Origin of the sequence: Chitinophaga sp. OAE865, assembly GCF_040546735.1 — a bacterium.
GTDB lineage: Bacteria > Bacteroidota > Bacteroidia > Chitinophagales > Chitinophagaceae > Chitinophaga > Chitinophaga polysaccharea_A.
This window is the reverse complement of sequence record NZ_JBEPOF010000001.1, coordinates 3,767,625-3,793,512: the sequence shown is the minus strand read 5'-3', so window position 1 is coordinate 3,793,512 and position 25,888 is coordinate 3,767,625. Positions and strand designations below refer to the sequence as shown.

Here is a 25,888-nt window from a genome sequence, read left to right as displayed (position 1 = left end):
TATAAAACACATGAAAAAGACCACGTTATTGATTTTATACTTATGCTGCTTCTTTATAACCAAAGGAGAAAACGGGTATGATCTCTGGCTGAGATATAAACCGGTCAGCAATAAAACACTGCTCACATCTTACCGGGGAAATATTACTACCATTATTGCAGGCAACTCCTCAGCAACGATGAAAATTGTAAAGGAAGAATTGTTTGCTGGTCTGTCGGGCTTACTTCAAACTAAAATAGATACCAATACCGCTATCCCCTGTAACGGCGCCATCATTGCAGGCACTCCCCGCTCCTCCCCGCTGATCGGCCAGGCAGATATAACAACCCTGCTGAAAGATGCCGGCGAAGAAGGATTCGTTATCGTTTCGAAAACAATTAACGGTAAAGCCTGTACGCTTATCAGCGGCAATACCGAACAAGGCGTGCTTTATGGCGCTTTTCATTTCCTGCGTCTCCTGCAAACCTCCCAACCCATCCGGCAGCTGCATATCATCTCTGCACCAAGGATCCGTTTACGCATGCTCAATCACTGGGACAATGCCGACAGAACGGTGGAAAGAGGCTACGCAGGGTTTTCTGTCTGGAACTGGCATACGCTTCCTACGTATATTGATCAGCGTTATATCGATTACGCCAGGGCCAATGCATCCATTGGCATCAATGGCGTGGTGATCACTAACGTAAACGCCAATGCCCTTTTCCTCACTCCTGCCTATCTCGAAAAAGTAAAAGCCCTGGCGGGTGTATTCAGACCTTACGGTATCAAAATATATCTCACCGCCAGGTTCAGCGCCCCTATTGAAATCGGGTGCTTAAAAACAGCAGACCCGCTGGATGAAAATGTACTACGATGGTGGAAGGAAAAAGTAAAGGAAATATATGCCCGTATCCCCGACTTCGGCGGATTCCTTGTAAAGGCCAACAGTGAAGGACAACCCGGTCCGCAGGATTATAAACGCACCCATGCAGATGGCGCCAATATGCTGGCAGATGCCATTGCCCCATTTAAAGGCATCGTAATATGGCGCGCATTTGTGTACAGCCACAACAACCCTGCAGACCGGCATAAGCAGGCTTATGACGACTTTGCTCCGCTCGATGGGCAGTTCAGACCCAATGTAATGGTACAGGTAAAAAACGGGGCTATCGACTTTATGCCCCGGGAACCTTTTCATCCGCTGTTTGGCGCCATGCCCAAAACACCACTGATGATGGAGTTCCAGGTAACACAGGAATACCTGGGGCAGGGAACAAGCCTTGTTTTCCTTGCACCCCTATTCAAAGAAACCCTCAACAGCGATACCTACAGCAAAGGGAAAGGCAGCACCGTAGCCAAAGTGATAGATGGCAGCCTGGAAAAACATTCCCTCAGTGGCATGGCCGGGGTAGCCAATATTGGTAATGACATTAACTGGTGCGGGCATCCGTTTGCACAAGCCAACTGGTATGCCCTGGGACGCCTCGCATGGGACCATACCCTTAGCAGTGAACAACTTGCAGATGAATGGCTGCGCATGACATTTTCAGATAATACGGACTTTCTGAAAGCGGCAACTGCTTTAATGCTGGAAAGCCGCGACATCATTGTACAATATTCCAATCCCATTGGCTTGCATCACATCATGGGTACCAGCCACCATTACGGGCCCGCACCCTGGGTAAACGACCAGCGCCGCCCGGAATGGAACCCTGTTTATTATCATAAAGCAGATAGCCTTGGTATAGGATTTAACCGTACAATAACAGGCAGTAACGCCCTGGCCCAGTACTTTCCGGATGCACGAAAACAATGGGAAGACAGCAGCACCTGCGATGAAAAATACCTGTTGTGGTTTCATCATGTACCGTGGAATTTTAAGGTAAAAAACGGGCGCACCTTATGGGAAGAGCTCTGTTATCAATACTACAAAGGCGCTGAACGGGCAGGCAAAATGCAGGATACGTGGAAAACACTGCAGCCGTATATAGACAGGCAACGATTTGAACAGGTAAGCATGCTGCTGAAAATACAACATGAAGAAGCTATCTGGTGGAGGAATGCCTGTGTGCTGTATTTTCAGTCCATCAGCAAAATACCCATCCCTCCACAATATGAACGGCCAGATAAAACACTTGAATATTATAAACAGCTGCGGTTCCCGTTTGCTCCGGGAATTTAGCTACCGTATATTAAACTGACGTAGGAAGATGACTGCAACAAAAAGAAAATTAGCTATTGTAACGGGCGGAGGCTCGGGAATCGGGCTGGCCATTGCCGGGAAATTTGTACAACAGGGTATCCGGGTAGTTATTGCCGGAAGAAACCAGGAACGGCTGGATACAGCCCAACAACAACTGGGAGAACTGTGCCATGCCATCCCATGCGATGTCACCGATCTCGCTGCCATTCCCGGCTTTGTTCAAACAGTAACTGACCGCCACGGCCCTATCAATATACTGGTGAACAATGCCGGCACTAATATGAAAAAAGATTTCACCGACGTTACAGACGAAGAATTTCAGCAGGTGATCCTTACCAATCTCAGCGCCGTTTTTTCAATGAGCCGGGAAGTGGTAAAACATATGCTGCAGCAGCAAAGCGGCTCCATCATTAACATCAGCTCTATGGCAGCTCAATATGGCATTCCAAAAGTGATTGCCTATTCTGCCAGTAAAACAGCAATTGACGGTATGACCAGGGCAATGGCCGTTGAGCTTTCTCCCAAAGGTATACGGGTAAATGCTATTGCACCCGGTTTTATTTATTCAGACATGACGGCAAAAGCACTGGACAGCGACCCGGAAAGAAAAGCAAAAGTATTTGGCAGAACCCCGATGGGCACTATGGGTCAACCCGCCGATATAGGTGAAGCCGCTTATTTCCTGGCCAGTGATGCGGCAAAATTTATTACAGGTGCAATACTGCCGGTAGATGGCGGGAATAGTATTGGTTTTTAACAACAGGTCGTTTATGAAACGGATCATATCCTCTCTCATAGCATGCATGCTGGCAACTTGTTGCTATGCACAATCGATCATTACCGACCGGTTGTCCGACGCATCATTTTCCCTGGCCGGTGCAGTTATTTGCGTTGACCCCGCTGATGATCCGCTGGTGCTGCAATCCGCCAGCTGGCTACAACAGGATATAGAAATGGTTACCGGTATGAAACTGCCTGTCGTATCTTCCATTCCTGCAACACCTGCTATCATTATCGGATCACCGGGAACATCGCTACCCATTACATCTCCCGGAAAAATAAAAAACAAATGGGAAGCCTACCTGATCCAAAGCACCGGCAACCAGCTTATCATTACGGGCAGCGACAAAAGAGGAACGGCCCACGGCGTGTTTGAATTATCAGGGCAACTGGGCGTATCGCCATGGTACTGGTGGGCGGATGTACCCGTGAAAAAGAAAACATCCGTCTTTATTAAAAAGAATATATCCATCACCGATGCCCCCAAAGTAAAGTACCGCGGTATCTTCATCAATGATGAAGCGCCGGCGCTGGCCAACTGGAGCAGGGAAAAATTCGGCGGCTTTAATCACCGCTTTTACGAAAAGGTATTTGAATTACTTCTGCGGCTGAAAGGCAATTATATCTGGCCCGCAATGTGGGGCAATGCGTTTTATGACGATGACCCGCTGAATATAACCACCGCAGAAAAATACGGCATTGTAATAGGCACCTCGCATCATGAACCGATGATGAGAGCGCACGACGAATGGAGAAGATATGGAACCGGGCAGTGGAACTACGACAGTAACAGCACCCGGTTGAAAGCATTCTGGCACAGCGGCGTGCAGAGAGCGGTCAATGAAAAAATTATAACCATAGGCATGCGTGGCGATGGCGATGAGCCTATGTCGGAAAAAACAGCCACCACACTGCTGGAAAGGATTGTTGCTGATCAAAGACAGATCATTACAGAGGTAACCGGTAAACCCGCCAGCGAAACACCGCAGCTATGGGCTTTGTACAAAGAAGTACAGGACTATTACGACAAAGGGATGCGCGTGCCTGATGATGTAACCCTGCTTCTTTGCGACGACAACTGGGGCAACATCCGGAGACTGCCACGCCCCGGTGAAAACAAACGCAAAGGTGGTTATGGCATCTATTATCATTTTGATTATGTAGGCGGGCCAAGGAACTATAAATGGATTAACACCAATTCCATTGCCAGGGTATGGGAGCAAATGCATCTTGCCTGGGCATATAACGCGAGGGAAATATGGATCGTGAATGCAGGTGATATTAAGCCGATGGAATTCCCCATCTCCTTCTTCCTTGATTACGCATGGAACCCGGAAAATACTGGCCCCGCCGACCTTCAGCGATATACGAAAAAATGGGCCGCTGACCAGTTTGGTGATAAATATGCCAAAGACATTGCAGCCATTATTACTGCCTACACAACCTTCAATGCAAGAAGAAAGCCTGAACTGCTGGATGCCAATACTTATAGTCTTCCTGACGAATGGGCTGCCGTTGTTAATGATTACAACAACCTGTTGAAAAAAGCTGAAACCATCAACAGCCAATTGCCAGCGGCCTACCACAGCGCCTACTTCCAGCTGGTATTACATCCGGTGAGGGCATCTGCCAACCTGAATGCAATGTACTATAACGTGGCCCTGAACAGGGAAGCGTATAAAAACAAATGGCCGGGAACCAATGCCTATGCGGATAATGTAAAACGTTTTTATCTTGAAGATTCCCTGATCACCATGGCCTATCACCAGTTGAATAATGGTAAATGGAACCACATGATGGATCAGGTACATATTGGCTATACCTCCTGGCAGCAGCCACTTCAACAAAAAATGCCGGAAGTGCAATACCTGTCGCCGCATGTAGTCACCGAAAGAAGAACACAGGAAGCACGGGATTCTAAGCGTGCAAATATTCCTGCCGGTATTACCGGTAATATTTTTTATGAAGCCGGGGAAAAAGGAGTATCTATTGCCGCTGCCCATTTCACCAGGGCCGTCCACTCAAACGGTATTAGCTGGAAAGTGCTTCCCGGTCATGGAAGAACCGGGTCTGCCATCACCACCTTTCCTGTTACAGCAGCAGCACAGCAGCCCGTAGGCAATGCGCCCCGTGTGGAATACGATTTCTATACCTATAGTAAAGGCGATGTTAGCATCAACGCATACTGCTCTCCCACATTGAATTTCCATAACAGTGAAAATGGTTTGCAGTATGCAGTTTCCATCGATGATGAAGCGCCGCAGATCATCAGCATTAACAAAGAAGGCAACCGGGACAAATGGGTAGCAGAGAACATCATTATCAGATCCAGTAAGCACCAGTTACTGGCGCCGGGCAAACATACACTGAAGTATTGGATGGTAGACAGCGGCGTGGTTTTACAAAAACTGGTATTGGATTCTGGTAACATAAAAAAAACATATCTTGGTCCACCTGAAACTATACTTAACCGGTAAATTCCGCCTGTAAATATCCCCGTTATGAAGCAACTTATTATCCTCCCGTTATTCCTTTTTTCTGTATATGCCGGAACTGCCCAGGTAAAGCTGCCTGCGCTTGTGCGCGACAGTATGATCCTCCAGAGAGATGAAAAAGTAAAGCTCTGGGGATGGGCATCAGCCAACGAAAAGATAGAGATCCATTTCAAAGGCAAAGTATACAAAACAACTGCCGGCGCTGGTGGCGGTTGGGTAGTACAGCTGCCTCCTACCAAAGCAGGCGGCCCGTACAACATAGACATTAAAGCAAGCAATAAGATCACCCTGCATGATGTGTTGTTTGGAGATGTATGGCTTTGCAGCGGGCAGTCGAACATGGTTCACCAGATGAACGTCCATGATGTAACCTATGCCAATGATATTGCCACAGCAGATTACCCGCAGATCAGGCAGTTCCTGGTACCCACGCTTACTGACCTTCAGGGCCCACAGCAGAACTTACCTGCCGGGCGCTGGGTACCTGCGGTGGGGGAAGAAGTAAGGCCTTTTTCTGCCGTAGCATATTTCTTTGCAAAAAAGATCCATGAAAAATACAGGATCCCTGTTGGCATTATTAATGCCAGCGTAGGAGGCACGCCTATAGAAGCATGGATCAGCAGCGAAGGACTAAAAGAATTCCCTGCGCAAACAGCAGTCATCGAAAAAAATAAAGACACCGCCTATATCAATAGCTTCAGCAGGCAGGCAGCAATTGCGCCGCAGCCGGCAGATGCAGGACTGGCTGTTTCCCCCGCATGGTATGATATAGCCTATGCGCCGAAAGGCTGGCGTAATATCAACATTCCCGGCTATTGGGAAGATCAGGGCATCCGGGACCTGAATGGTGTTGTGTGGTACCGCCGGGAAATAGAGATACCTGCTTCCATGACCGGAAAAGCTGCCCGGGTTTTCCTGGGAAGGATCGTAGATGCAGATGAGCTATATATCAACGGCAAAAAGACAGGCACTACGAGTTACCAGTATCCCCAACGCAGATACAATATAGCGCCGGGTGTACTGAAAGCAGGTAAGAACCTGTTTGTAATACGTGTTACCAATACTGCCGGTAAAGGCGGTTTTGTAGCAGACAAGCCATACTGCATATTCGCAGGCAGCGATACCATTGACCTGAAAGGCAGCTGGCAATATAAAGTAGGCGCCGTTTTTAATCCTGTTACAACGCCTGTAAAGCGGATCACTCTTCAGTACCAGCCGGCAGCTCTGTACAACGCCATGATAGCCCCGGAGATCAATTATACCATCAAAGGATTCTGCTGGTACCAGGGCGAAGCGAATACCGGCCAGGCTAAACAATATGAAAAATTATTGCCAGCACTGATCAGTGACTGGAGACTGAAATGGGGTCAGGGCGCCCTTCCCTTTCTCTATGTGCAGTTGCCTGGTTTCCAGGATTACAATTACCTGCCTGTCGAGAGCGACTGGGCTATGTTGCGGGAATCGCAGCTGAAGGCATTATCGGTTCCCAATACGGCCATGGCAGTGGCTATTGATCTTGGTGAGTGGAACGATATTCATCCTGATAATAAAAAAGATGTAGGAGAGCGATTGGCGCTTGCAGCGATGAAAACAGCTTATAGGGAAGATATTACCTACAGCGGCCCCCTTTATCAATCGGCTGTTATTGATGGAGACAAAATTATTGTCAGCTTTACTCATACAGGTGAGGGCCTCATCACAAAAGATGGAGAAGCGCCCGCTACGTTTGAAATTGCGGGCGCCGGTAAAAAATTTGTGCGGGCAAATGCAAAAATAGAAGGGAATAAAGTGATAGTATGGAGCAATGAAATTGCAGCCCCTGTGTATGTCCGTTATGCCTGGTCAGATAACCCGGTAAATCCCAATCTGTGTAATAAGGAACAATTACCGGCGTCCCCTTTCAGAACAGACAAATAACCTATCTTTTTAAGTCCTTATTTCCCTCCGCATAAAAAGATAATAGGAAAGCGCAAAGCAAACAACCGTAGCGGCAATAAGGCCGCTTACCTGTGGCCATACCACCAGCAGGCTTTCCCTCACCGACAACGGCGACGGTATGGCGCCGGCCATTTGTTCCATTGTAAGAGGCCCCAGGCTGCGCACAGAAGGCATCAGTAAAGTAGTGGTGGCATCTGTGTACAACTGGCTCGGCACAAAACGCAGGAAAGTTAAAATGATCCTGTTATATGCTACCAGCTGATCCTGGCTCAGTACATCAGGGCTGGGCAGGAACGCTTTGATAATAACATTCACGATGATCTGGTAAAAGACCGTAAAAAACAACCAGATAGCAATGGCCGTTAATGCCGATGTAGCCGGTTGCCGAAACTTCACCGAAAGCAGTATGGAAAGGTTCAGCCAGAATGATACGTAGATCACGCTCAATATCACAAAGCACAGTATACGCACCAACTCAGGCGGTTCCATACTTACACCGGTAATAACCAATCCGCCACCAATCATCAATAAGTTAAGTGACAGAAAAAGTGTGCTGATAACAATGAGCGAGGCCACGAACTTAGCGTTGATCACTGAATCGCGGTAAACCGGTTGCGCCATCAGCCGGATCAGGGTGCCGCTTGACTGCTCTGAATTGATGGCGTCAAAACCCAGGCTGATACCCAGCAACGGCCCAAGGAAGCCGATGAAGATATGAAAAGGCGGCAACGACCCGTCTGTTGTAGTAAGCAGCTTCAGGTACAGGTATAACCTGTCCGGATCATTGATATTTGATACTGCCTTACTGATATTGGTTATGGATACATACATAGATCCCAGGAAAGTAAGCAGTATCAATCCCGCCAGGATAATGAAGCGCCAGCTATGTACCTGGTCTGCCACCTCCTTCCTTACCATGGCAAAGAAAGGACTGGTGGCTTTAGGATTACTGCTTTTTGAACCTGCTGAAAAAAGACCGTTGAAATAGGCCGCTTGACTTTTCATTGGACACGTTTTCCTTTAAATTATTTTCAAAATACCGTTGATAGATCTCATCAAGGCCATAGCTTTTCTGTTGAACGCCGGTAACATCAAAACCACGCTGCACAAAGAAGCGTACAATATCAGGCGTAATATCTTCCTCTCCTGATATTTCCACTACTGTTCCATCTACTGTTACTTTACTTACCGCCGGCATCCGGAGGATGTCTTTCTCCAGTCCGTTCGCCTCACTGACGGCTGCTTTCAGCGTTACCTGCACTGCATAGGGAGCTGCGTTGAACAGGTTAGCAGCCAGGGTTTCAATATTGCCTTCCGCCAACAGGCGCCCGCCAACGAATATGCCTACACGGTTACACACCTGCTGCACCTGGTGCAGGTGATGGGACGACAATAATATCGTAAGCCCCTGCGCCTCGCTTAGCTGCCGGATCAGTTCCAGGAAGTCTCTCACACCCGTAGGGTCAATACCTAGTGTAGGCTCATCCAGGATGATCACCTCCGGTTGTTTCAGCAGCACATCGGCCAGGCCGAGACGCTGTTTCATACCACGGGAAAAGGCCCCTGCTTTTTTATGTATGGCAGCTTCCAGTCCTACTTCCACCAGCATGTTCCTTGCACGGTCCTTTACTTCCGCTTCCGGGATACCGTTCAGTCGCCCGATATAGGTAAGATTCTCCAGTGCCGTTAGCTCATTGTAAAAGCCTACGTTATCCGGCATATATCCCACTTTGCGTTTCACAGGAATAGGATTGCGCGCAGCATTCAGTCCGCAGATATGCGCTTCTCCGGCAGAAGGCTCGGTAAGACCGAGCAGCATTAGTATTGTGGTTGATTTCCCGGCGCCATTGGGACCAAGCAACCCGAATATTTCACCTTTGTTTATCGACAGGTGCAGGTTATCCACGGCCTTCAGGGAGCCGTAGTATTTGGTCAGCCCGTTGATCTCAATAATTGGTTGTTCCATAAGCTATCTCCTGCCATATTTACGGATAAGGTAATACACAACGCCTAATGCGGCTACTATCACCAGTATGCCGATCCACCCGGTAAGAACGGATGTGGTAACCGTCATACGGAAAGATGCACTGGAGGAAGCGTTGGTATTTTTAACGGAGAAGTTGGTTACATAATCACCGGCAATGGTTTTATCAGGTACGCTCAGCGTGGCGGTAACTTCCGCATCCTTACCGGGTTCCAGGCGGGTGATGGTAGATGGTACAAATGCAGCGTCCCACTGCGGGGGGGCCTGGCCGGAAAGATCGAGGTTATCAAGCGCAATAGTGCCTGTGTTCTTTACCACCAGGTGGATCTCTTTGCGGTTGCCTTCAGTTATTTCATCGCTCAACCTGCCGGATGGCGTAGTGAGAGAAACGCTGTATGAGCCTTTCACTACTGCTTCCAGGTTCAGCTTTGCAGTATCAGCACCGGTTACCGCCAGTACCGGTATATTATATTTCCCGGGCTTGGTTTCAATAGCGGGGTTAATTTCCAGGGTAATATCCTGTGTTTTTTCTGAATCGATATTCAATGAGGTTACCTGCACGCCCTCTACTTTAAAAGAAGCATTCCATCCCGGGGGAACATTGGCAGAAAGCTGGTATACACGGGATGTGGCAGCAGAATTATGTAACCTGGTGTTGTAGATAAAGGGCGTATTGGTGGCCGCCTCGATGTTGATAAGCCTGGCCGTAAAAGGTGGCTCTGAATGTTTGTTTGCCTGCGCCGTGCTTTGTTTGGTGAATGACACAGATAAAAGGAATAAACAAAAAAAAGATGGAAGATTCCGGGCGATCCTCCGGCGATGTTGGTTGTTGCTTGCTGACATTGCTAACATGAGATTAATAAATAATAATTATATTCAGATGAAATAATAGCTATTTACTTCTAAGTACAGCATTGGAAAAATGATAGTTGATTATTCCAGACGGCGCCCAAATTAAAAAGAAATCCTAAATGGAATTGCAAAAAAAATGTGAAAATTTTAATGAAGATATGGGGCCTGTGGCGATCACCGTTTATTATACCTGCTATGATACGCCGATGCCGGCTCCCGTTTTCAGCAAACTGGCGGCTGTTCTCCCGGAGAACCTACGCACCGCCGTTTACCGGTACCGCCGGTGGGAAGATGCACACGCCGCACTGCTGGGAAAACACTTATTGCGGTATTCATTGCTTCGCCGGCAGCTTCCATATACCCTCTCCGATATTGAATATACCGCCAACCGGCGCCCTTTTATCAATGGTGCACCCGATTTTAATATTACGCATTCCGCTACTGCAGTGGCCTTCGCAGTGGCTGAAAAAGGCCGTGTGGGGATTGATATTGAAAAACCCCAGCTATTGCCAATGGATGATTTCCGGCAACAATTCAGCGGGGAGGAATGGCGCAACATCTGCCAGGACCCTGCACCACCGGCCATTTTCTACCGGTACTGGACAAGGAAGGAAGCAGTATTAAAGGCTGCCGGCACAGGGCTGAACGACGCACTGCATCTGCTTAATACTACAACAGATATTGTTCCGTATGACCAGCATACATGGCAACTTCATGCCCTGTCTATACTACCTCCATATATTTGCCACCTGGCATGCAGTGAAATAAATGTCGCTATTTCTGTTCACCAGCTAAATATCAGTGAACTGGCCGCAGATGCCATGTTGTAACCAACCAGTTGTGCCCCGGCTTGTGGCAGATTTTCTCCAAAAATATCTAAATGTAAAAATGATATCACATTTATTAAATAGTTAAAAATCAACCCGTTGAAAGCAGGCTAAACAATTCTGGTGCGATATTGGTTTACTATTTGGGCACATCAAAATCGTAAGGCTATGAACAGGAAAATCCTAATCACAGAAAGCGATGTTGATATAAGATTACTTTTATCATCATTGCTCAGGAAACATTATCAGGTGTTTTTCTTGAATGATGCGGAACAATTACTGGAAGGATCGTTTGAGAAACCGGATTTGTTTATTTTGAATAATCAAATGCCCGGTGTAAGCATACAGGAAGTATGCAGGCACCTGAAAACAAATATTCATACCAGAAAAATACCGATTCTGATCATTGCAGGATCGGAAGATATTGATGCGTTGAGAGAAAAATGTCCGGGAGATGATATTATTACAAAGCCGTTTTCCGGGGCAGAGCTGTTGGCAAAAGTGCATAGCGCTATTGATATAAATATTACCAGCAGGTAATTAAATTTATTTTCAGGAAGATGTAAAGCCCTGTACGGGCTTTACATCTTTTTTATCCGGTAAATTAGTCTTTATGCCCCCTGCCCCTGTTACCTTTATTACCCTTGTTGCCCTTATTGCCTTTATCATGTTTGTATTTTCCGTTACCCGGGTGTCCTTTTACTACGTAATATTTTTCATCATTGCTGTAACGGATAATCTGCTGTTTACCATAATTTCCTTTATACTTCCCATATTTGCTCCGGTAAACATCCGGGTGAAGATAGGGCTTTGGCTCATTTACAACTACCTTGTAACCCCTGTTCAGATCATAGTGATAACTGGCCGGTAAAGCAGGGGCAAAAACCCATCTTCCGCCATGGAGATAAATAAAACGTTGTTCGGGTACATAATAATAGGCATCTACATCAGGCAGGTAGTAATATTCTGCGTAGTCATACCCTACGGGCCCCCACAGCGGCTGGCTGCCTATATTCACGTTTACATTTACCCTTACCTGGGCATGGCCCGTATTCCCATACAATAAACCTGCTATTGCTAAACAGGTGATTATCAACATCTTTTTCATAACCAACTTATTTATATTCATACAGATTCAAATGAGGTGCCAATCTGAAGCATTGGGCTGTAGCGCGGGCACATAAGCACCCCGGCTGGCCGGTTTTCTCTTTCCGGTAAATCCCCTGCCTGAAATACATTACAGGTTATGAATAAAGGCAATCATCAATGCAGCCGTCATTCGTGTAGCCGGTACCGTGCCAATAGTGCCGCTAAGAAGATTGGATTCCTTCGGATCATCAAAGTTAATGGGCTGCCGGTAACTATTGGTATGCCCATAACCTAAGAGAATACCTGTGCGGAGATTGTACTTACTTCTTTTAACATTCACTCCAAGCTGGCAATAGTAGTTATCCCATGTGGATGTATTAGGTAAAAAACCGTCTGTGTCCTTTCTATCTGCATAATTAAAATCGGTTCTGAAAGAGCAATAGCCTGTTAATAATGGTTTCAGCCGGTAACTAACGCCAACGGATATATTAAAAATTGCTTTCCTGGCTTCACGCATTTCCAGCAATGCAACAGTGGAAGAGTTACTGCTTCCTGTATCCGGCCGTATAAAGAATTCCGGCCTCGGGGTAAGGATGTTATAGTCTTTCACTTTCATAAAATATTCCGCTGCTGCATATACCTGTCCTCTATTATAGTCGTATGCATATCCCAGGGCTATGCTGGCTGGTACCTTGTAATTCGTTTTAAGATTGGTTTGCCGCGTATTGGCCAGCAGGTTGACCGGCTCATCGTCGATAAAATGAACATTTGCAACCGCGTTGTTGCTCAGCAGCGTTCCTCTCCCACGCAGATGAATAAGGGGAGACGACAGTAATAATCCCAGGTGATGCTTCCCTGCTTCATAGCTCAGGCCAAGTTTTAATCGCAAACCGATATGGTAATAATCTACCTGGTAAGCCCCTTCATTGCTGGCCAGGGGTTGCGTACTGGAAGTATTATCGTTCACCAGCGCGCGGGAGGTAAAAGCTTCGCTGTAATGCTGGGAACGGGACTGGCCTTCCGCCATAAAACCAATTGCCCAACGGTTGGAAAGCCTGAACCCTGTACTGATAAGCGCTGATGTTTCTCTTGTATGATTCTGAAAATTATATTGGCCCACATAATATTCCAGGCCGGGGCTTCTACCCGTGTCTATCACATCCAGTTTCGCATCCTGCTGCTGGGAAACGTTGTAATTAAGCACAGATACACGCGTAAGCGCATAGCCAAAATACACGGGCTTCCTTCGCCCTACAGACACGATGCCCGACAGCATCTGCGGTACACTGGAAGTGATACGGGAATGCAGGTCTTTACCGGTTCCCGCACCGTTCTTCACCTTAATGGATTCCAACTGGTAAATAGTCCCGGAAATAGAAGCGGTTTTCTTTTTAGTAAGCGCCTGTAATGCAGGATTGTAGAAGAGCACACCACTGTCCTGGTTATTTGCTATCACCGCGCCCGGTGTAAAAAAGCCTCCGGGCCCATAACTGGCAGACCAATAATTGGCATCCTGGGCAAACAATATCTGGCTGATACATAAAACCAATATGCCGGTAAGAATTATCCTGATCATTATTTTGTTCATTATAAGTTTACGGATAGTGTGTGGTTGAGCTACAAAAGATTTCTTACTGAACAATCAGGGGAGAAAATTGTTGAGCGGCCTCAAATAAAAGAGACTGGCAATATAAGCGGAAAAGGGCGTACGATAGAATCGCCATAATCAATATTTTAGTGAGTTAATAAACATATGTATTAAATGCTTTCAACGCAGATAACCTGTATCTAAAAGATACGGGGTATATGCGGCGCATATATGGCTTATATATGGTGCATATATGGGTTAACCGGGGAGTATCCATACTGCAGGGTTAACTTTACACCCTTGTTTCCGATAAGCGTTTTACAGTAATGAAATTAGTGATCCTTTCAGATTAGATGATAACTTATGGGCTTTGTCATTTATTTTTATGTCAATTGATATCAATTGATATAAGGGATTGGAGTATACGCTGCTTTTTCAACTAAAAAAAGGAGGGCTACCAGATGATAGCCCTCCCGGAAGATATAAAAATATGATATAAAGCTAGAACTTGTACGACACAGTTCCTGTAAACTGTGTAGGTGGTATCGGGTTGATGCTATAGTTCTCATGCACGTAATAGCTGTAGGTATTGGTAACGTTAGACACCTTACCCATTACTGCAAAACGTTTGAAAGCATATCCTGCGCTCAGGTCGAGGGTGGAGAAGCCAGGAACAGAGATCAGCCTGTTGTATTGCTGCGTTTGCCCGATAGTATTGTTCCAGCCGGCAAAGCGCTGACCTATGTAATAAAATCCTGCGCCGAGCTTCAGGCCTTTTAACTTTGTTTCCTGTAAAGTGTAGAATACACTGGCGTTGGCAGTATGATTAGGGTTACCTACCAGGCGCTCTCCTTCTACGGAGCTTCCTTTCTGGCCTGGTGTTTTCTCGATGGTCATGTTGTTATAGCTGTAACCGGCGATAACATCGAGTCCTGCCAGCGGGTGACCGGCAATATCCAGTTCAACACCCTGGCTGAGGGTTTCCCCTATCAGTGTTTTTATGTTGGTATTGCTGTTAGGGGTAACACCGTCTTTCTGAAATGCGGCCATCTGTGCATAGTTGTTGTTCCTGATACGGTAGGCTGTAACGTTAACGGACAAACGACCATTGAAGATATCATTCTTCACGCCCAGTTCATATTGCTCTATATTGGATGGCTTCAGGTTCTTTCCGTCAACATCCTGACCGCTATTGGGTGTGAAGGAAGTAGAATAGCTGGCAAATAAAGCAGTGGAGGAAACTGGTTTGTACACCACGCCCAAACGGGGAGAAAAGGCATGATCATACTTTGCGGCGCCGGGCATTTTACCGCCTTTAAAATCGTAAACAACCGGGGCTTCTGTTTGCAGGTAAGAGAAGCGGACACCAGCCATTACCTTGATCTTTTCGGAGATGCTAACCAGGTCCTGCACATATACGCCTAACCTGTTAACCGGTGCATTGCTCACAGTTTTCAGGGTATCTGCCGGCATATCCGTACGGCGTGGGAATTTATTGGGGTCATATACATTGATGATATCATAGATACCTGTTGTTTTGTTGATAGACGGAACACCGTAGGCATAAGTGCCGGTCAGGTACCTGTCTGCATCCACACCGGCAAGTACGGTATGTTCAATAGCACCGGTCCTTATCTTACCATTTAGATCCACCTGGGCAGCATAGTAGTCTTCATTGGTACTGTTTCTTCCCAGCGGACGGGCCCAGGTGCTGTCGCCTTTTGCCTGGATCCTTTCTATTGAATAATAGTCGCGGTAGTATTTAGAGTAAGCAATGTTACCGGTTACAGACCAGTTATCATTCAGCTTATGTTTGATATTGGCGGAAGCAGTGGTTTGCTGTGTGTGCGCATACTGCCAGGGAGCTCCGTAGAAAGTATTGCGGGGCACTTTAATCAGGGCAGTATCGGCGATGGAACCGGTACCAAAATCGGGCGTGAAATCATGTTTCAGGTAATCCGCCTGCACCAGTAATTCGGTACGGTCGCTCAGCTTAAACAACAGCGATGGGTTTACATAATAGCGTTTGGAATGCACCTGGTCGCGGTAACTGTCTGCCGTTTCAAAGGTGCCATTCACGCGGTAAGCTATTTTAGACGACAACGGGCCGTAAATATCGAAGGCAGGTTTCAGCAAACCGTAGCTGCCGGCACGGAGATTTATTTCCCCACCGAAATTGAATTTAGGCTGCTTGGTTACCATGTTCATAATAGCGCCGGGGGCTACGTTTCCATACAGGATAGCAGCGCTGCCTTTCAGCACTTCCACCCTTTCCAGGGAGCTCATTTCCGGCATGGCGCCTGAGTTCACACGGGCGCCGTTCTTAAACGTATTGGTACTTGAAAATCCGTAACCGCGTGCATTAAATGTTTCCTGTGTACCTGCCCTTGTAGAAGCCATGTACACACCGTTTATATTTTTTACCACATCACTGAGGCGTTGTGCCTGCTGATCTTCCAGTACTTCATGACCAATAATAGCCACGCTTTGAGGCAGATCCATCACCGGTACCGGTAATTTGCCGATGCTTACAGGTCTTTTATTAATGGTTCTTGTTTTGGTACCATCTACCACTACTTCGTTCAACTGGCTGGCAGTGGCTTCCAGTGCAATATTCACGGCAGTTACTTCATCTGCGCCGATCGTTACATCCTGGTGCAGTGTTTTTGCGCCGGTATAAGAGATCACCAATGTATACTTACCTGGCTTTACATTTTTCAGTGTAAACAAACCTGCTTCGTCTGTGAGCGTTCCTTTTTTAGTGTCTTTCAATCCAATGGTTACAAATGCAGCAGGCTGACCGTCGGCAGAGCTGATCTTTCCTTTGATGACACCATTCTGTGCCAGTACAGTAAGGTTGATAAAAATGAGACCGAGAATAAAGTATAAATGTTTCAACGAGATTAATTTTATGCAAAGAAAAACCAATCGCACCGTATGGTTCAGACGGATCGGGAAAAGTTCCTCTTTCCCTTTGTAACTGTAATCAGCTCCTGTGATCCGGGCAGCTTCCCCGTCCCCATCTCCCTGAAAAATAAATACAAATACGTAATTATCTTATTTACAGCCAATTAATGATATTTTAACGGTAAATAAACATAAATATACCTTTAGTTCGTTCCTGCTGATTGGCTATAAGTTCAGAATTAATTCAGAATTGAAGTCTAATTTAGGGCCATGAAATTACTGGTCATAGAAGACGAGATACAGCTGGCGCAGAGCATTATCTCTTATCTGTCGGGTGAAAACTATACCTGTGAATATGCCGGCACTTATCAACAGGCACTTGCAAAAATAGAAATGTTCGAGTATGAATGTATACTGCTGGACATCATGTTACCTGGTGGTGATGGCATGAGGTTACTGGAAGAAATAAAGAAGCGCGACAGGGAAGAAGGTATAATTATTATCTCTGCAAAAGATTCCTATGAAGATAAGATACAGGGATTGCAAACGGGGGCAGATGACTACCTGGCCAAACCATTTCATTTACCCGAGCTATCGGCCAGGGTATATTCCATTATCAGGAGAAGAAAGTTCAACAACGCGAATATTGTCCGGCAAAATGAGCTTACAATAAACCTGCTGTCCAAAACCGTTCTTGTTAATACTACCCCGGTACTTCTTACTAAAAAGGAATTTGACCTGTTATTGTATTTCATTGGCAATAAAAACAAAGTCATCTCTAAAAACGCACTGGCAGAGCATCTTTCAGGCGACATTGCCGGTATGCTGGACGATCACAATTTTATTTACGCCCATATTAAAAATCTCAAGAAAAAACTGGGAGAGGCCGGCTGCGCCAATTATCTTAAAACTATTTACGCCACCGGCTATCGTTGGGAAGTATAACCTATCTTAGCAGCCATAATGCATCTGCATTAAACTGCCTATATGAATAAGCTGCTTAATAAATCGATGAAGGCATTTGTGCTGTATGCCGGGATTGTACTGGCCTGCAGCATCCCCGCATATTATGCCATTATAGATTTCATCTGGAAACACGAATTAAAAGAGCATAACCGTATTGTAAGCGCCACTACCCGGCAAAACCTGCAGGCGCTTTCGCTTTCCGATAAAGAACTTGCCGAAAGCGTGGCGCTATGGAATAAACTGCATCCTGAAACACAGCTGCAACCGGCTGCGGCATTACGCCCCGACTCCACCTATAACATCTACCGGAAAAATAAATATATTCCGGCAAAGGGCTGGGACAGGTTCCAGGGGCTTGTTACCTATTTTACCGTCAACGGAAAAATATTGCGCCTTACCCAGGAAACCAATATAGAGGAATCTTATGAAACGATCATTGCTATAGGCGGTATCACCTTCATTTTCTTCCTGATCTTATCAGGTGGTTTTATTTTTATTAACAGGAGGATATCGAAACAATTGTGGCTGCCTTTTTATAACACCCTGGAGAGAATAGCTTCATTCGACCTGCATAAGCAAAATACCATCCGGTTTGAAAACAGCGGTACAGAGGAATTTGATATGCTTCACCGTTGCCTTGAAAAATTAATTGCGGGTAATGTGGCTGCCTATAAACAGCAAAAAGAATTTACGCACAATGCCTCACATGAATTACAAACGCCCCTGTCTATTGTGAAGTTCAAGCTGGACCTGTTACATCAAAGCAAGCCTGTCACAGATGAACAATCAGGGCTGATCAATGAAGCGCATCAATCCCTTTCGAAGGTTACGCGGATCAATAAGAACCTCTTGCTGCTGGCTAAAATTGAGAACAGCCAGTTTTCTGTAAAGGAATCTGTCAATCTATCTGCCCTGCTGGAAAACCAGCTATCACTGCTGGAAGATTTCCTGGAGGATAAACAATTGCAGGTACAAAAACATATTGCGCCCGCAATAATACTACCAGGTAATAAAGTACTGGCAGAAGTGATGCTTACCAATCTTATTATGAATGCCGTACGGCACAGTCGCCCGCAGGATGTGCTGATGCTCAGCCTCGGGGAACATCAGCTGGAAATATCCAACACGGGCGCCGCGCCGCTGGACGGGGAAATACTTTTCAGGCGCTTTGGCTCCCCTTCTCCCAACACTACCGGCACCGGGCTGGGACTGGCCATTGTACGCCAGATATGCCATCTGCACGGGTGGCAGGAAAGCTACCGTTTTGAAAACGGGTTTCATGTGTTTACAATAGCATGGTCATAAGCATTAGAACAGGTAAGTAACATGCACCATTGCCCGGTTACCGGCTTTGATCCTGTTATCCGCCAGCTGTTGCGAAATGGCAGGCTGAAAATTGCCTCCAATGGAAACCGCTCCCATAGTGGCTTCCATGCCCACTGTAGCCAATAATGAATAACCACCGGAAACATCCACGCGATACCTTTTTGCTTCTGTATCCTTTTCTGCCGTTTCATATAGTATACCTGCATCAGGCGCCAGCGTTACTTTTTCCGCCACCCTGATTTTATAATAGGCCAGCAGGTTTGCAGTGAATTTATTCCCATACCGGTAATCATATTTATTATTAGTGTTGATCTTATAACTTACATTGGCATTTACACCGAAGTCCATCAGCCGTATATCATACATGGCATTAAGGGAGAAGTCGGTGCTGGCCGTTCCCAGCTGGAAATTATTAGGCGCATCTTCGTTCTCTTTATGTTCTGCCGGTTCATATTTGCCGGTAGGCGTTTTCACACCACCGCCTATCCATAATGACTGTACCAGCAGCTTACCGTTGCCGGTAGTATGCTGCTGATCCATTAACCGGTAATAGCCTACCAGGGCAATATCGCCGATACCAGACCTGCTCATGGTAACGCCCTGGTTCTCCCGGCTGTTGAAATTAACCGGTATAAATCCCAATATCCTGAAACGTTTGCCGATGTTCCAGCCGCCCCATATTTCCGCCGTTTGGTAGGTTTCACCGGTAGTAAGATAGGAGGTTGTACCGCCTGGTCCCAAATGAGCGCGCAGTGTTTTATACTGGTAACGCACACCGATAAATTTCTTTTTGAAATCCGGTAGCAGACCAATGTAATAGCTTCCTACTCCACAGCCGCAGATATCACAGGCGTATGTTTCACGAAGCCCTGCTATCAAACAGACCAGGAGTATCAGTATCTTTTTCATCTGAAGTGTTTTATTGGGTTTCCTGGGAAAACCTTATGTCTTTAATAAAATTTTTATCATTTAATGTATTCAGAAAAGCCAGCAATTTTTGCTGTTCACCTGTAGTGAGAGGAATGCCAGGCCTGCCATTTACTTTCAGCAGCGGATCCAGTGTAGGCATGTCCGTTACTTCAGAAGTATAATGCGCAAGCACGCCCTGCAAGGTATAAAACCGGCCATCGTGCATATAGGGCGCTGTATAGGCCAGGTTACGGAGACTGGGCACTTTGAACTTGTATTTATCACCCGGGTTCAGTGTTACCGGGTAACGGCCTTCATCATTATTCGGACCAGGCAGGATACCATTGTTCCGGAACGAGTGATCTGTGAATAAGGGCTCCCGGTGACAGCTGTTGCACTTCTGCCGGAATATTTCATATCCCTGCTGTTCTTCCAATGTAAAGCCCGCCCCTTGCTTACGCATTACGCTGTCGTATTTCGACTGGTCACTTACCAGCATCACCATAAACTGGGATAATGCCTTCATCATATCTGCAGTGGTAATATCATTTGAGCCGAAGGCTTTTTTGAAAAGTGCGGGATAGGGCGGCGTATTCCTCAGCTTCACCAATACATTGGCAACCGTTTCGTCCATTTCAACAAAATTGGTAATAGGTGCTACCGGTTGCAGATCCAGGTCAAAAACGCCTCCATCCCACATAAATGTGGGACTCCATGCCAGGTTCATGATGGGCGGGGAATTCCGGCTGCCTAAACGGTCGTCGATGCCATGACTGATATCATGCCCGTGATGCGTAAAGGCGGATGTTTGCAGGTGGCAGGATCCGCAGGAAATAGTATTATTACGGGAAAGACGGGGCTCATAAAACAGCTTCCTGCCTAATTCAAACCCCTCTTTCGTTACCTGGTTATTCGCAAATTTATATGCAGGCAGGGGAAACCCTGAAGGTTGCTGAAAACCGGCGAAGCCCGCTACCGGCTCTTTCATCTTCTCACTTTTATTGCAGGCCGGCAGTAAGAGCGCAAAACATGCTGCTATTAACCACTGTAGCTTAGTCATCAGTTCTCCGTATGATCGTGGTGAAACATCTGCGTATAGTTGTTCGCGATAGTGGTACTGAAATCGCCGAACATAACGGTAGGGTGTGCAGCTATGCTAACATTGGCAGCGCCATTAAACATTTTCAGGATATCCACCATCAGGTGTACATTGGCCTCCCTGCCTTGCCGCACCCTGGCAATGCCGCCGGCGGTAAGGTCAACTGTGATGGTTTTGATATTATTGAGCGTAGGCGCACTATAGCCGCCGAAGCCGCCGATATGGTAGCGGAAATTATGCCGGCCGCTGGGATCTGCGGGCGCAGCATCAGAGGTACCTTCCATTTTAAAGAAGATGTAACCCATATTCCATTCCCAGTACATGCCATCGTCCATACTGCCTGAAGGGTCCAGTACGCCGGTCCTTTTCCGGATATCCATTACACTGCTGAGACTATCCACTCCAAGAATAAAACTAATGGAAGTATATTCGCCTTCCGGCACTTTTACTTTTACGAACTGTGAAGCGGCATCTGCTTCAGATACGAGGAAGTAGCTGCTGTCTTTAGGCACTGTAAATGTTTCCCCATTGGCTTTCTTTGCACTGATGTTTGTGATATAATATTTCAGGCGCTCTACGGTAAACTTTTCCCCTGCGGCATTTGTATAAATGCCTGTGTTCAGCTGAAGATTCCTGTCGCCGGCAATGTTATCAAACTGGATAGATAAAGTAGCTTTTACCGTATCATCGCCGGATGGAGCGGGTGCGTCATCTTTTTTACAGGCAGTAAAACAACCGGCGGTTATTATTGCAGATAATATGATATGTTTAATTCTGAGCATGATTTTTATTTTATGTATGGGCACGTTGGGGCGTTCCCGTTATCAGACGGGAGATGTAAGGGGTAATTAAAACAACGGCGCTTATGAAATGGGAGGACGGAACACGTCGGAGGGGCGGTCTGTTGCAATACCTATACTATAAGGATATAACCAGGCATGGGTGATACTGGTAAAAGAAGGGTTTAAAATATCCGGTTCATCTGCATCTGTATAAAAGACCTCGTTGCTGTTATCCATTTTACGATCCGGCCGTTCCTGGTCTCTCCTGTCTTCTTCGCTCATCTTTTTAGCAAGATGGCATTTACCGTTACAGTGTAGTTCAGGTTTATCGCGGTTAACACATAAATTCTCTGCGATGTAAGCCTGGTTCATATAAAAACTGAGGATAGTCACATAGCGGCCCGACAGCTGGCAGATCCAGGTCAGCATAAAAAACACCGTTATTATTTGTTTCCGCATTTCTTACGTGGGCCATTTAAATTTCCTGCAAAGATATTTCTTCCACCATTAGTGGCCCGGTAATGAACGGGACAATAATTTAGATAAAGCGGAATTTTAAATAAATGGGTTGCAATGCTATCCTGTAAAGCCTCCAGGAAGTATGTGGGAGTAACCGGGCTTCCACTGCTTAGCAAGCTGGAAAGAAGTAATTGCTGAGGGCAAAAGATCAATAACAGCAAAAGCCCTGGTGTGCCGGCGGCGTACCAGGGCTTTTGTTCCCCTGTTGCTATTCGGACACGTTATCAGTGTCTTTGTTATGTTTCTCTGTTTCCTTTTGTGTTTTATCTTTCTTTTTTTTGTCTTTATCCGGAATTACATTTTTCAATGTATCATCGGAAGTTACTTCGCGTGTAATATCGCGGCTGTAGTCATTTCCCAGATCGGGACTGGTTTCACCATGCCCGCCGATCGTTCTGTCTTTTAGTGGCATAACATACTATTTAAAGGTGAATAAATCGGTTACTTTGCCGCCACCCGCCAAATGGTATTGGCAGCATCATCTGCTACCAGCAATGCTCCGTCTGCGGCCACGGCCACTCCTACAGGTCTGCCATATACATCGCTCGTAGCGGCATCGGCAATAAACCCGGTAAGGAAGTCTTCCGCCGGACCTGATGGCTGCCCGTTCCTGAACGGCACAAACACCACTTTATAACCTGCCAGCTGTGAGCGGTTCCAGGAGCCATGCTGACCTATAAAAGCGCCTTGCTGATATTTCGCGGGGAAAGTGCTGCCTTTGTAAAAAACGAGCCCTAATGAAGCCGTATGTGCTCCCAATGGAAAATCCGGCGCAATGGCCTTTTTTACAGAATCAGGCTGTTCCCCTTTCCGGCGCGGGTCTTCATGCTGCCCGAAATAAGAATAGGGCCAGCCGTAAAACGCGCCTTCTTTCACCCGGGTAAGATAATCGGGCACCAGTTCATCTCCCAGCTCATCGCGCTCGTTCACTACTGTCCATAACGCATTTGTTCCGGGCGCCCAGTCCATACCTACCGGGTTACGGAGGCCGCTGGCATAAATCCTTTCATTGCTGCCGTCCGGGTCTGTCTGCAGGATATTGGCCCTGCGTTTTTCATTTTCCATTCCATGTTCGGCTACGTTACTGCCAGAGCCCACGGATATATAAAGCTTCGACCCGTCTGGCGCCGCAACTATGTTTCGGGTCCAGTGATTGTTATACCCTCCGGCAGGCAATGGCAATATGACTTTACCGGCGCCGGAAATTTTATTGTCGCCGTTCCTGTAGGGAAACTGCATCACCCCATTTGTATTGGCTACATAAAAACTATTGTTGAGGATAAGCATCCCAAAAGGCTGATCGAGCTTTTCCAGGAAGATAAAACGCTGATCGGGTTTACCATCTTTATTGGTGTCCCTAAGCAGTGTAATGCGGTTGGCGCTTTTAGTTTCATTTTCAGAAGCGGCTTTCCCCGATACCACATCTCCCACTTTCTGTACAAACGCCCTGGTAGCATTGCTTTCCGCCACAAAGATATCGCCGCCGGGCGCTACATAGATCCAGCGGGGGTTTTTGAACCCGTCTGCAAATCTGGTAACCGTAAATCCTTCCGGCGCCTGCGGTGTTTTATTACCCGGCCAGCCAATTACCCGGCTGAAGTTCTTAACAGACTTCGTGGTATCCGGCAATGGAAAGGTATCACCTGGTACATTCTGCTGGGCGGCTATACTATCCGCAACGGTTGATCTTTGCCGCTGGTTATTGCAGGCAAACAACACTGTTGCCATAAACCCGGCAGCCATCCATTGAGTTATTCTAACGGGTTGCATCTGCATAAAATAGTTTTATTATTCTTCGCCGGTATCTTCTTCCTGCTTCCTTTCTCCATCTATATCCTCATTTTCCTCTTTTTCAATATCATTTTCAGACTGGATCTGTGCCGGTTCCGACTGCTCCTGTTTACCTAACAGGTCACTCTTTGAAAAGGGCTTGTCTGAAGGATTTTGTTGCTGATCATGCTGTACCATAACTCATCTTTTTAGATCTTAAAAAAATATTCATGCATAAAAAAAATCGGCAAAATCATGCCAGTATAAACAGCGATATGAGCCGTAACAGGAAGGTCTTTTGTTACATGGCATAGTTTTACATGTGGTTAAAATATTAAATCAACTGTTATGATAGCAAGAGATGCATATACCACCAGCCTCTGGCAGGACCACGCCACCCCCTTTGCAGAAAGCAATAAAGCCCAACCGGAAACGCTATATGATGTGATCATTATCGGCGGAGGTATTACCGGAATAAGCACAGCCTTTCTTTTACAGGATGAAGGTAAGAACTGCCTGCTGCTGGAAGCCGGGAACATTGGCTATGGTACCTCCGGCGGCACCACGGCACACCTGAACACCCTGCTGGATGTTCCTTATTACCAGATCCAAAAGAACTTCGGAAAAGAAGCCGCACAGCAGGTATATGCAAGTGCCACGGAAGCTATTGCACTGATCAGGCATAATATCAGCAGATGGGGAATTGACTGTGGATTTCGTGACGCAAACGCTATCCTGTTTGCTCAAAATGAGGAACAGGATAAAGAGCTGGATAAAATTGCAAAAACATCTGCTGAAGCCGGGCTTGAAATGAACGCCATCGACAGCCTCCCGGTGGATATTCCTTTTACCAGAGCTATGCAGGCGGGAGAACAGGCTACCTTCAGTCCGCTGCAATACATTCAGGGCATGGCCCGGGCATTTGAAACAGCAGGCGGCGCCATCTTACAGCAATGCCGGGTTACCGGCATTGAAAATAATAACACCGTAACAGTTACTACCAATGCAGGCGCCTTTAAAGCGAAAGCGGTGATCTATGCTACGCATATTCCAACCGGTATCAACCTGCTGCATCTGCGCTGTACCCCGTACCGCAGCTATGTCATGGCTTTTACACTGGAGAACGGGCAGTACCCCGAAGAACTTATTTACGATATGTATGACCCCTATCACTATTACAGGACACAGGAAGTAGACGGGCAAAAATACCTGATAGCAGGAGGAGAAGATCATAAAACCGGTGAACAGGAAAATACCCAACAATGTTTCCTGAAGCTGGAAGCTCATATCAGGCAGCACTTCAAGGTGAAGGAAATAAAATACAGGTGGTCTTCTCAATACTATGAACCGGTAGATGGCTTACCATACATTGGCCGGCTTCCGGGCACGGAAGATAACATCTACGTGGCCACCGGTTATGGAGGCAACGGCATGACCTACAGCAGTGTGGCTGCGTTGTTATTAAAGCGCCTCATCCTGGGGCAAAATCCTAAAAATGAATTATTGTTTGATCCTAACAGGCTTAAACCTGTGGCTGGTTTCAGCCAGTTCATTTCCCATAATGCAGATGTAGTGAAACAATTTATGGGCAAATTCTTCTCTGGTGAACAGCTGGAAGCGCTTGCGGGTATAGCTCCCGGCGAAGGCAAGGTAGTGGAGTATGAAAACCAGAAAATTGCTGTTTATAAAGATGAACAAGGTAAATTGTATGCGGTAAAACCGATCTGCACGCATATGAAATGCGAAGTGGGCTGGAATACTGCCGAGCGCTCATGGGACTGCCCCTGTCACGGCGCCCGTTATGATATAGAAGGCAAAGTGCTTAATACCCCGGCTGATCAGGGACTGGAACAACTGGACATCACCTGAAAACGT

The 25,888-nt window shown here is 46.5% G+C and carries 22 protein-coding genes; 9 read left to right on the top strand and 13 right to left on the bottom strand.

Annotation, left to right across the window (positions count from 1 at the left end):
- The first annotated feature begins 10 nt into the window (after positions 1 to 10).
- From ABIE50_RS15465 to ABIE50_RS15450, 4 genes are read left to right on the top strand one after another with little or no spacing between them, the layout of a single operon-like run.
- Positions 11 to 2,161, top strand: coding sequence for an alpha-glucuronidase family glycosyl hydrolase (locus ABIE50_RS15465; RefSeq protein WP_209860054.1), 2,151 nt, complete (start codon positions 11 to 13; stop codon positions 2,159 to 2,161).
- Between the two features lie 28 nt (positions 2,162 to 2,189).
- Positions 2,190 to 2,939 (top strand): SDR family NAD(P)-dependent oxidoreductase, encoded by a 750-nt coding sequence (locus tag ABIE50_RS15460; RefSeq protein WP_209860056.1) that lies wholly within the window; start codon positions 2,190 to 2,192, stop codon positions 2,937 to 2,939.
- A gap of 13 nt (positions 2,940 to 2,952) precedes the next feature.
- Positions 2,953 to 5,439, top strand: coding sequence for a glycosyl hydrolase 115 family protein (locus ABIE50_RS15455; protein WP_209860058.1), 2,487 nt, complete (start codon positions 2,953 to 2,955; stop codon positions 5,437 to 5,439).
- A gap of 24 nt (positions 5,440 to 5,463) precedes the next feature.
- Positions 5,464 to 7,374, top strand: a complete 1,911-nt coding sequence (locus ABIE50_RS15450; protein ID WP_209860061.1) for a sialate O-acetylesterase — start codon at positions 5,464 to 5,466, stop codon at positions 7,372 to 7,374.
- A 9-nt stretch (positions 7,375 to 7,383) separates the two neighbouring features.
- On the opposite strand, the gene ABIE50_RS15445 is transcribed toward ABIE50_RS15450, so the two are convergent.
- The 3 genes from ABIE50_RS15445 to ABIE50_RS15435 are packed head-to-tail and all read right to left on the bottom strand — an operon-like array spanning position 7,384 to position 10,144.
- Positions 7,384 to 8,400: an ABC transporter permease gene (locus ABIE50_RS15445; RefSeq protein WP_209860063.1), complete on the bottom strand. Its 1,017-nt coding sequence runs from the start codon at positions 8,398 to 8,400 to the stop codon at positions 7,384 to 7,386.
- Positions 8,342 to 9,361, bottom strand: coding sequence for an ABC transporter ATP-binding protein (locus ABIE50_RS15440; protein WP_209860064.1), 1,020 nt, complete (start codon positions 9,359 to 9,361; stop codon positions 8,342 to 8,344). The genes ABIE50_RS15445 and ABIE50_RS15440 overlap by 59 nt, the downstream gene beginning before the upstream one ends.
- 3 nt (positions 9,362 to 9,364) lie before the next feature.
- Entirely contained in the window at positions 9,365 to 10,144 is a 780-nt protein-coding gene (locus ABIE50_RS15435; RefSeq protein ID WP_354028035.1) for a COG1470 family protein, read from the bottom strand.
- A gap of 206 nt (positions 10,145 to 10,350) precedes the next feature.
- On the opposite strand from ABIE50_RS15435, the gene ABIE50_RS15430 reads away from it, so the two are divergent.
- Complete coding sequence (locus ABIE50_RS15430) at positions 10,351 to 11,061, top strand: 4'-phosphopantetheinyl transferase family protein (RefSeq protein ID WP_209860069.1); 711 nt, start codon at positions 10,351 to 10,353, stop codon at positions 11,059 to 11,061.
- A 120-nt stretch (positions 11,062 to 11,181) separates the two neighbouring features.
- The gene (locus ABIE50_RS15425) at positions 11,182 to 11,598 is read left to right on the top strand and encodes a response regulator (protein ID WP_209860071.1); all 417 of its coding nucleotides are present in this window, start codon (positions 11,182 to 11,184) and stop codon (positions 11,596 to 11,598) included.
- Positions 11,599 to 11,662: 64 nt separating this feature from the next.
- Here the strand turns inward: ABIE50_RS15425 and ABIE50_RS15420 are convergent, their stop codons facing one another.
- The 3 genes from ABIE50_RS15420 to ABIE50_RS15410 form a co-directional block, all read right to left on the bottom strand.
- Complete coding sequence (locus tag ABIE50_RS15420; RefSeq protein WP_209860075.1) at positions 11,663 to 12,166, bottom strand: hypothetical protein; 504 nt, start codon at positions 12,164 to 12,166, stop codon at positions 11,663 to 11,665.
- A gap of 129 nt (positions 12,167 to 12,295) precedes the next feature.
- Complete coding sequence (locus ABIE50_RS15415; protein WP_209860076.1) at positions 12,296 to 13,723, bottom strand: hypothetical protein; 1,428 nt, start codon at positions 13,721 to 13,723, stop codon at positions 12,296 to 12,298.
- Positions 13,724 to 14,236: 513 nt separating this feature from the next.
- On the bottom strand, positions 14,237 to 16,633 hold the full coding sequence (locus ABIE50_RS15410; RefSeq protein WP_354028034.1) for a TonB-dependent siderophore receptor: 2,397 nt from the start codon (positions 16,631 to 16,633) through the stop codon (positions 14,237 to 14,239).
- 279 nt (positions 16,634 to 16,912) lie between these two features.
- Between ABIE50_RS15410 and ABIE50_RS15405 the strand changes: the two genes are divergently transcribed.
- Together ABIE50_RS15405 and ABIE50_RS15400 are read left to right on the top strand one after the other, a co-directional pair.
- Positions 16,913 to 17,587 carry a response regulator transcription factor gene (locus ABIE50_RS15405; protein WP_209860077.1) on the top strand — a complete coding sequence of 225 codons (675 nt, stop codon included), beginning with the start codon at positions 16,913 to 16,915 and terminating at the stop codon, positions 17,585 to 17,587.
- Between the two features lie 42 nt (positions 17,588 to 17,629).
- Positions 17,630 to 18,913 (top strand): sensor histidine kinase, encoded by a 1,284-nt coding sequence (locus ABIE50_RS15400; RefSeq protein ID WP_209860078.1) that lies wholly within the window; start codon positions 17,630 to 17,632, stop codon positions 18,911 to 18,913.
- A 3-nt stretch (positions 18,914 to 18,916) separates the two neighbouring features.
- On the opposite strand, the gene ABIE50_RS15395 is transcribed toward ABIE50_RS15400, so the two are convergent.
- The 7 genes from ABIE50_RS15395 to ABIE50_RS15365 all read right to left on the bottom strand — a co-directional run bounded on the left by ABIE50_RS15395 (position 18,917) and on the right by ABIE50_RS15365 (position 24,211).
- The gene (locus ABIE50_RS15395; protein ID WP_209860080.1) at positions 18,917 to 19,843 is read right to left on the bottom strand and encodes a transporter family protein; all 927 of its coding nucleotides are present in this window, start codon (positions 19,841 to 19,843) and stop codon (positions 18,917 to 18,919) included.
- Between the two features lie 10 nt (positions 19,844 to 19,853).
- Complete coding sequence (locus ABIE50_RS15390) at positions 19,854 to 20,903, bottom strand: cytochrome-c peroxidase (protein ID WP_209860082.1); 1,050 nt, start codon at positions 20,901 to 20,903, stop codon at positions 19,854 to 19,856.
- Complete coding sequence (locus tag ABIE50_RS15385; protein ID WP_209860084.1) at positions 20,903 to 21,724, bottom strand: MbnP family protein; 822 nt, start codon at positions 21,722 to 21,724, stop codon at positions 20,903 to 20,905. The genes ABIE50_RS15390 and ABIE50_RS15385 overlap by 1 nt, the downstream gene beginning before the upstream one ends.
- An 81-nt stretch (positions 21,725 to 21,805) precedes the next feature.
- Entirely contained in the window at positions 21,806 to 22,153 is a 348-nt protein-coding gene (locus ABIE50_RS15380) for a hypothetical protein (protein ID WP_209860086.1), read from the bottom strand.
- Between the two features lie 298 nt (positions 22,154 to 22,451).
- Complete coding sequence (locus tag ABIE50_RS15375; RefSeq protein WP_209860088.1) at positions 22,452 to 22,655, bottom strand: hypothetical protein; 204 nt, start codon at positions 22,653 to 22,655, stop codon at positions 22,452 to 22,454.
- A 29-nt stretch (positions 22,656 to 22,684) separates the two neighbouring features.
- Entirely contained in the window at positions 22,685 to 24,019 is a 1,335-nt protein-coding gene (locus ABIE50_RS15370; RefSeq protein ID WP_354028033.1) for a PQQ-dependent sugar dehydrogenase, read from the bottom strand.
- A 12-nt stretch (positions 24,020 to 24,031) separates the two neighbouring features.
- Complete coding sequence (locus ABIE50_RS15365; protein ID WP_209860090.1) at positions 24,032 to 24,211, bottom strand: hypothetical protein; 180 nt, start codon at positions 24,209 to 24,211, stop codon at positions 24,032 to 24,034.
- A gap of 150 nt (positions 24,212 to 24,361) precedes the next feature.
- Here ABIE50_RS15365 and ABIE50_RS15360 point away from each other — a divergent pair, with 150 nt between their 5' ends.
- Positions 24,362 to 25,882: an FAD-dependent oxidoreductase gene (locus tag ABIE50_RS15360; protein WP_209860092.1), complete on the top strand. Its 1,521-nt coding sequence runs from the start codon at positions 24,362 to 24,364 to the stop codon at positions 25,880 to 25,882.
- Positions 25,883 to 25,888 lie beyond the last annotated feature (6 nt).

What these genes read in the sequence shown, in the direction of transcription:
- ABIE50_RS15370 (WP_354028033.1), bottom strand. Translation starts at nt 24,019, where the DNA reads ATGCAGATGCAACCCGTTAGAATAACTCAATGGATGGCTGCCGGGTTT.
- ABIE50_RS15460 (WP_209860056.1), top strand. Translation starts at nt 2,190, where the DNA reads ATGACTGCAACAAAAAGAAAATTAGCTATTGTAACGGGCGGAGGCTCG.
- ABIE50_RS15445 (WP_209860063.1), bottom strand. Translation starts at nt 8,400, where the DNA reads ATGAAAAGTCAAGCGGCCTATTTCAACGGTCTTTTTTCAGCAGGTTCA.
- ABIE50_RS15440 (WP_209860064.1), bottom strand. Translation starts at nt 9,361, where the DNA reads ATGGAACAACCAATTATTGAGATCAACGGGCTGACCAAATACTACGGC.
- ABIE50_RS15365 (WP_209860090.1), bottom strand. Translation starts at nt 24,211, where the DNA reads ATGGTACAGCATGATCAGCAACAAAATCCTTCAGACAAGCCCTTTTCA.
- ABIE50_RS15380 (WP_209860086.1), bottom strand. Translation starts at nt 22,153, where the DNA reads ATGCTGACCTGGATCTGCCAGCTGTCGGGCCGCTATGTGACTATCCTC.
- ABIE50_RS15430 (WP_209860069.1), top strand. Translation starts at nt 10,351, where the DNA reads ATGGAATTGCAAAAAAAATGTGAAAATTTTAATGAAGATATGGGGCCT.
- ABIE50_RS15360 (WP_209860092.1), top strand. Translation starts at nt 24,362, where the DNA reads ATGATAGCAAGAGATGCATATACCACCAGCCTCTGGCAGGACCACGCC.
- ABIE50_RS15405 (WP_209860077.1), top strand. Translation starts at nt 16,913, where the DNA reads ATGAAATTACTGGTCATAGAAGACGAGATACAGCTGGCGCAGAGCATT.
- ABIE50_RS15420 (WP_209860075.1), bottom strand. Translation starts at nt 12,166, where the DNA reads ATGAAAAAGATGTTGATAATCACCTGTTTAGCAATAGCAGGTTTATTG.
- ABIE50_RS15465 (WP_209860054.1), top strand. Translation starts at nt 11, where the DNA reads ATGAAAAAGACCACGTTATTGATTTTATACTTATGCTGCTTCTTTATA.
- ABIE50_RS15455 (WP_209860058.1), top strand. Translation starts at nt 2,953, where the DNA reads ATGAAACGGATCATATCCTCTCTCATAGCATGCATGCTGGCAACTTGT.
- ABIE50_RS15395 (WP_209860080.1), bottom strand. Translation starts at nt 19,843, where the DNA reads ATGAAAAAGATACTGATACTCCTGGTCTGTTTGATAGCAGGGCTTCGT.
- ABIE50_RS15385 (WP_209860084.1), bottom strand. Translation starts at nt 21,724, where the DNA reads ATGCTCAGAATTAAACATATCATATTATCTGCAATAATAACCGCCGGT.
- ABIE50_RS15390 (WP_209860082.1), bottom strand. Translation starts at nt 20,903, where the DNA reads ATGACTAAGCTACAGTGGTTAATAGCAGCATGTTTTGCGCTCTTACTG.
- ABIE50_RS15415 (WP_209860076.1), bottom strand. Translation starts at nt 13,723, where the DNA reads ATGATCAGGATAATTCTTACCGGCATATTGGTTTTATGTATCAGCCAG.
- ABIE50_RS15375 (WP_209860088.1), bottom strand. Translation starts at nt 22,655, where the DNA reads ATGCCACTAAAAGACAGAACGATCGGCGGGCATGGTGAAACCAGTCCC.
- ABIE50_RS15400 (WP_209860078.1), top strand. Translation starts at nt 17,630, where the DNA reads ATGAATAAGCTGCTTAATAAATCGATGAAGGCATTTGTGCTGTATGCC.
- ABIE50_RS15450 (WP_209860061.1), top strand. Translation starts at nt 5,464, where the DNA reads ATGAAGCAACTTATTATCCTCCCGTTATTCCTTTTTTCTGTATATGCC.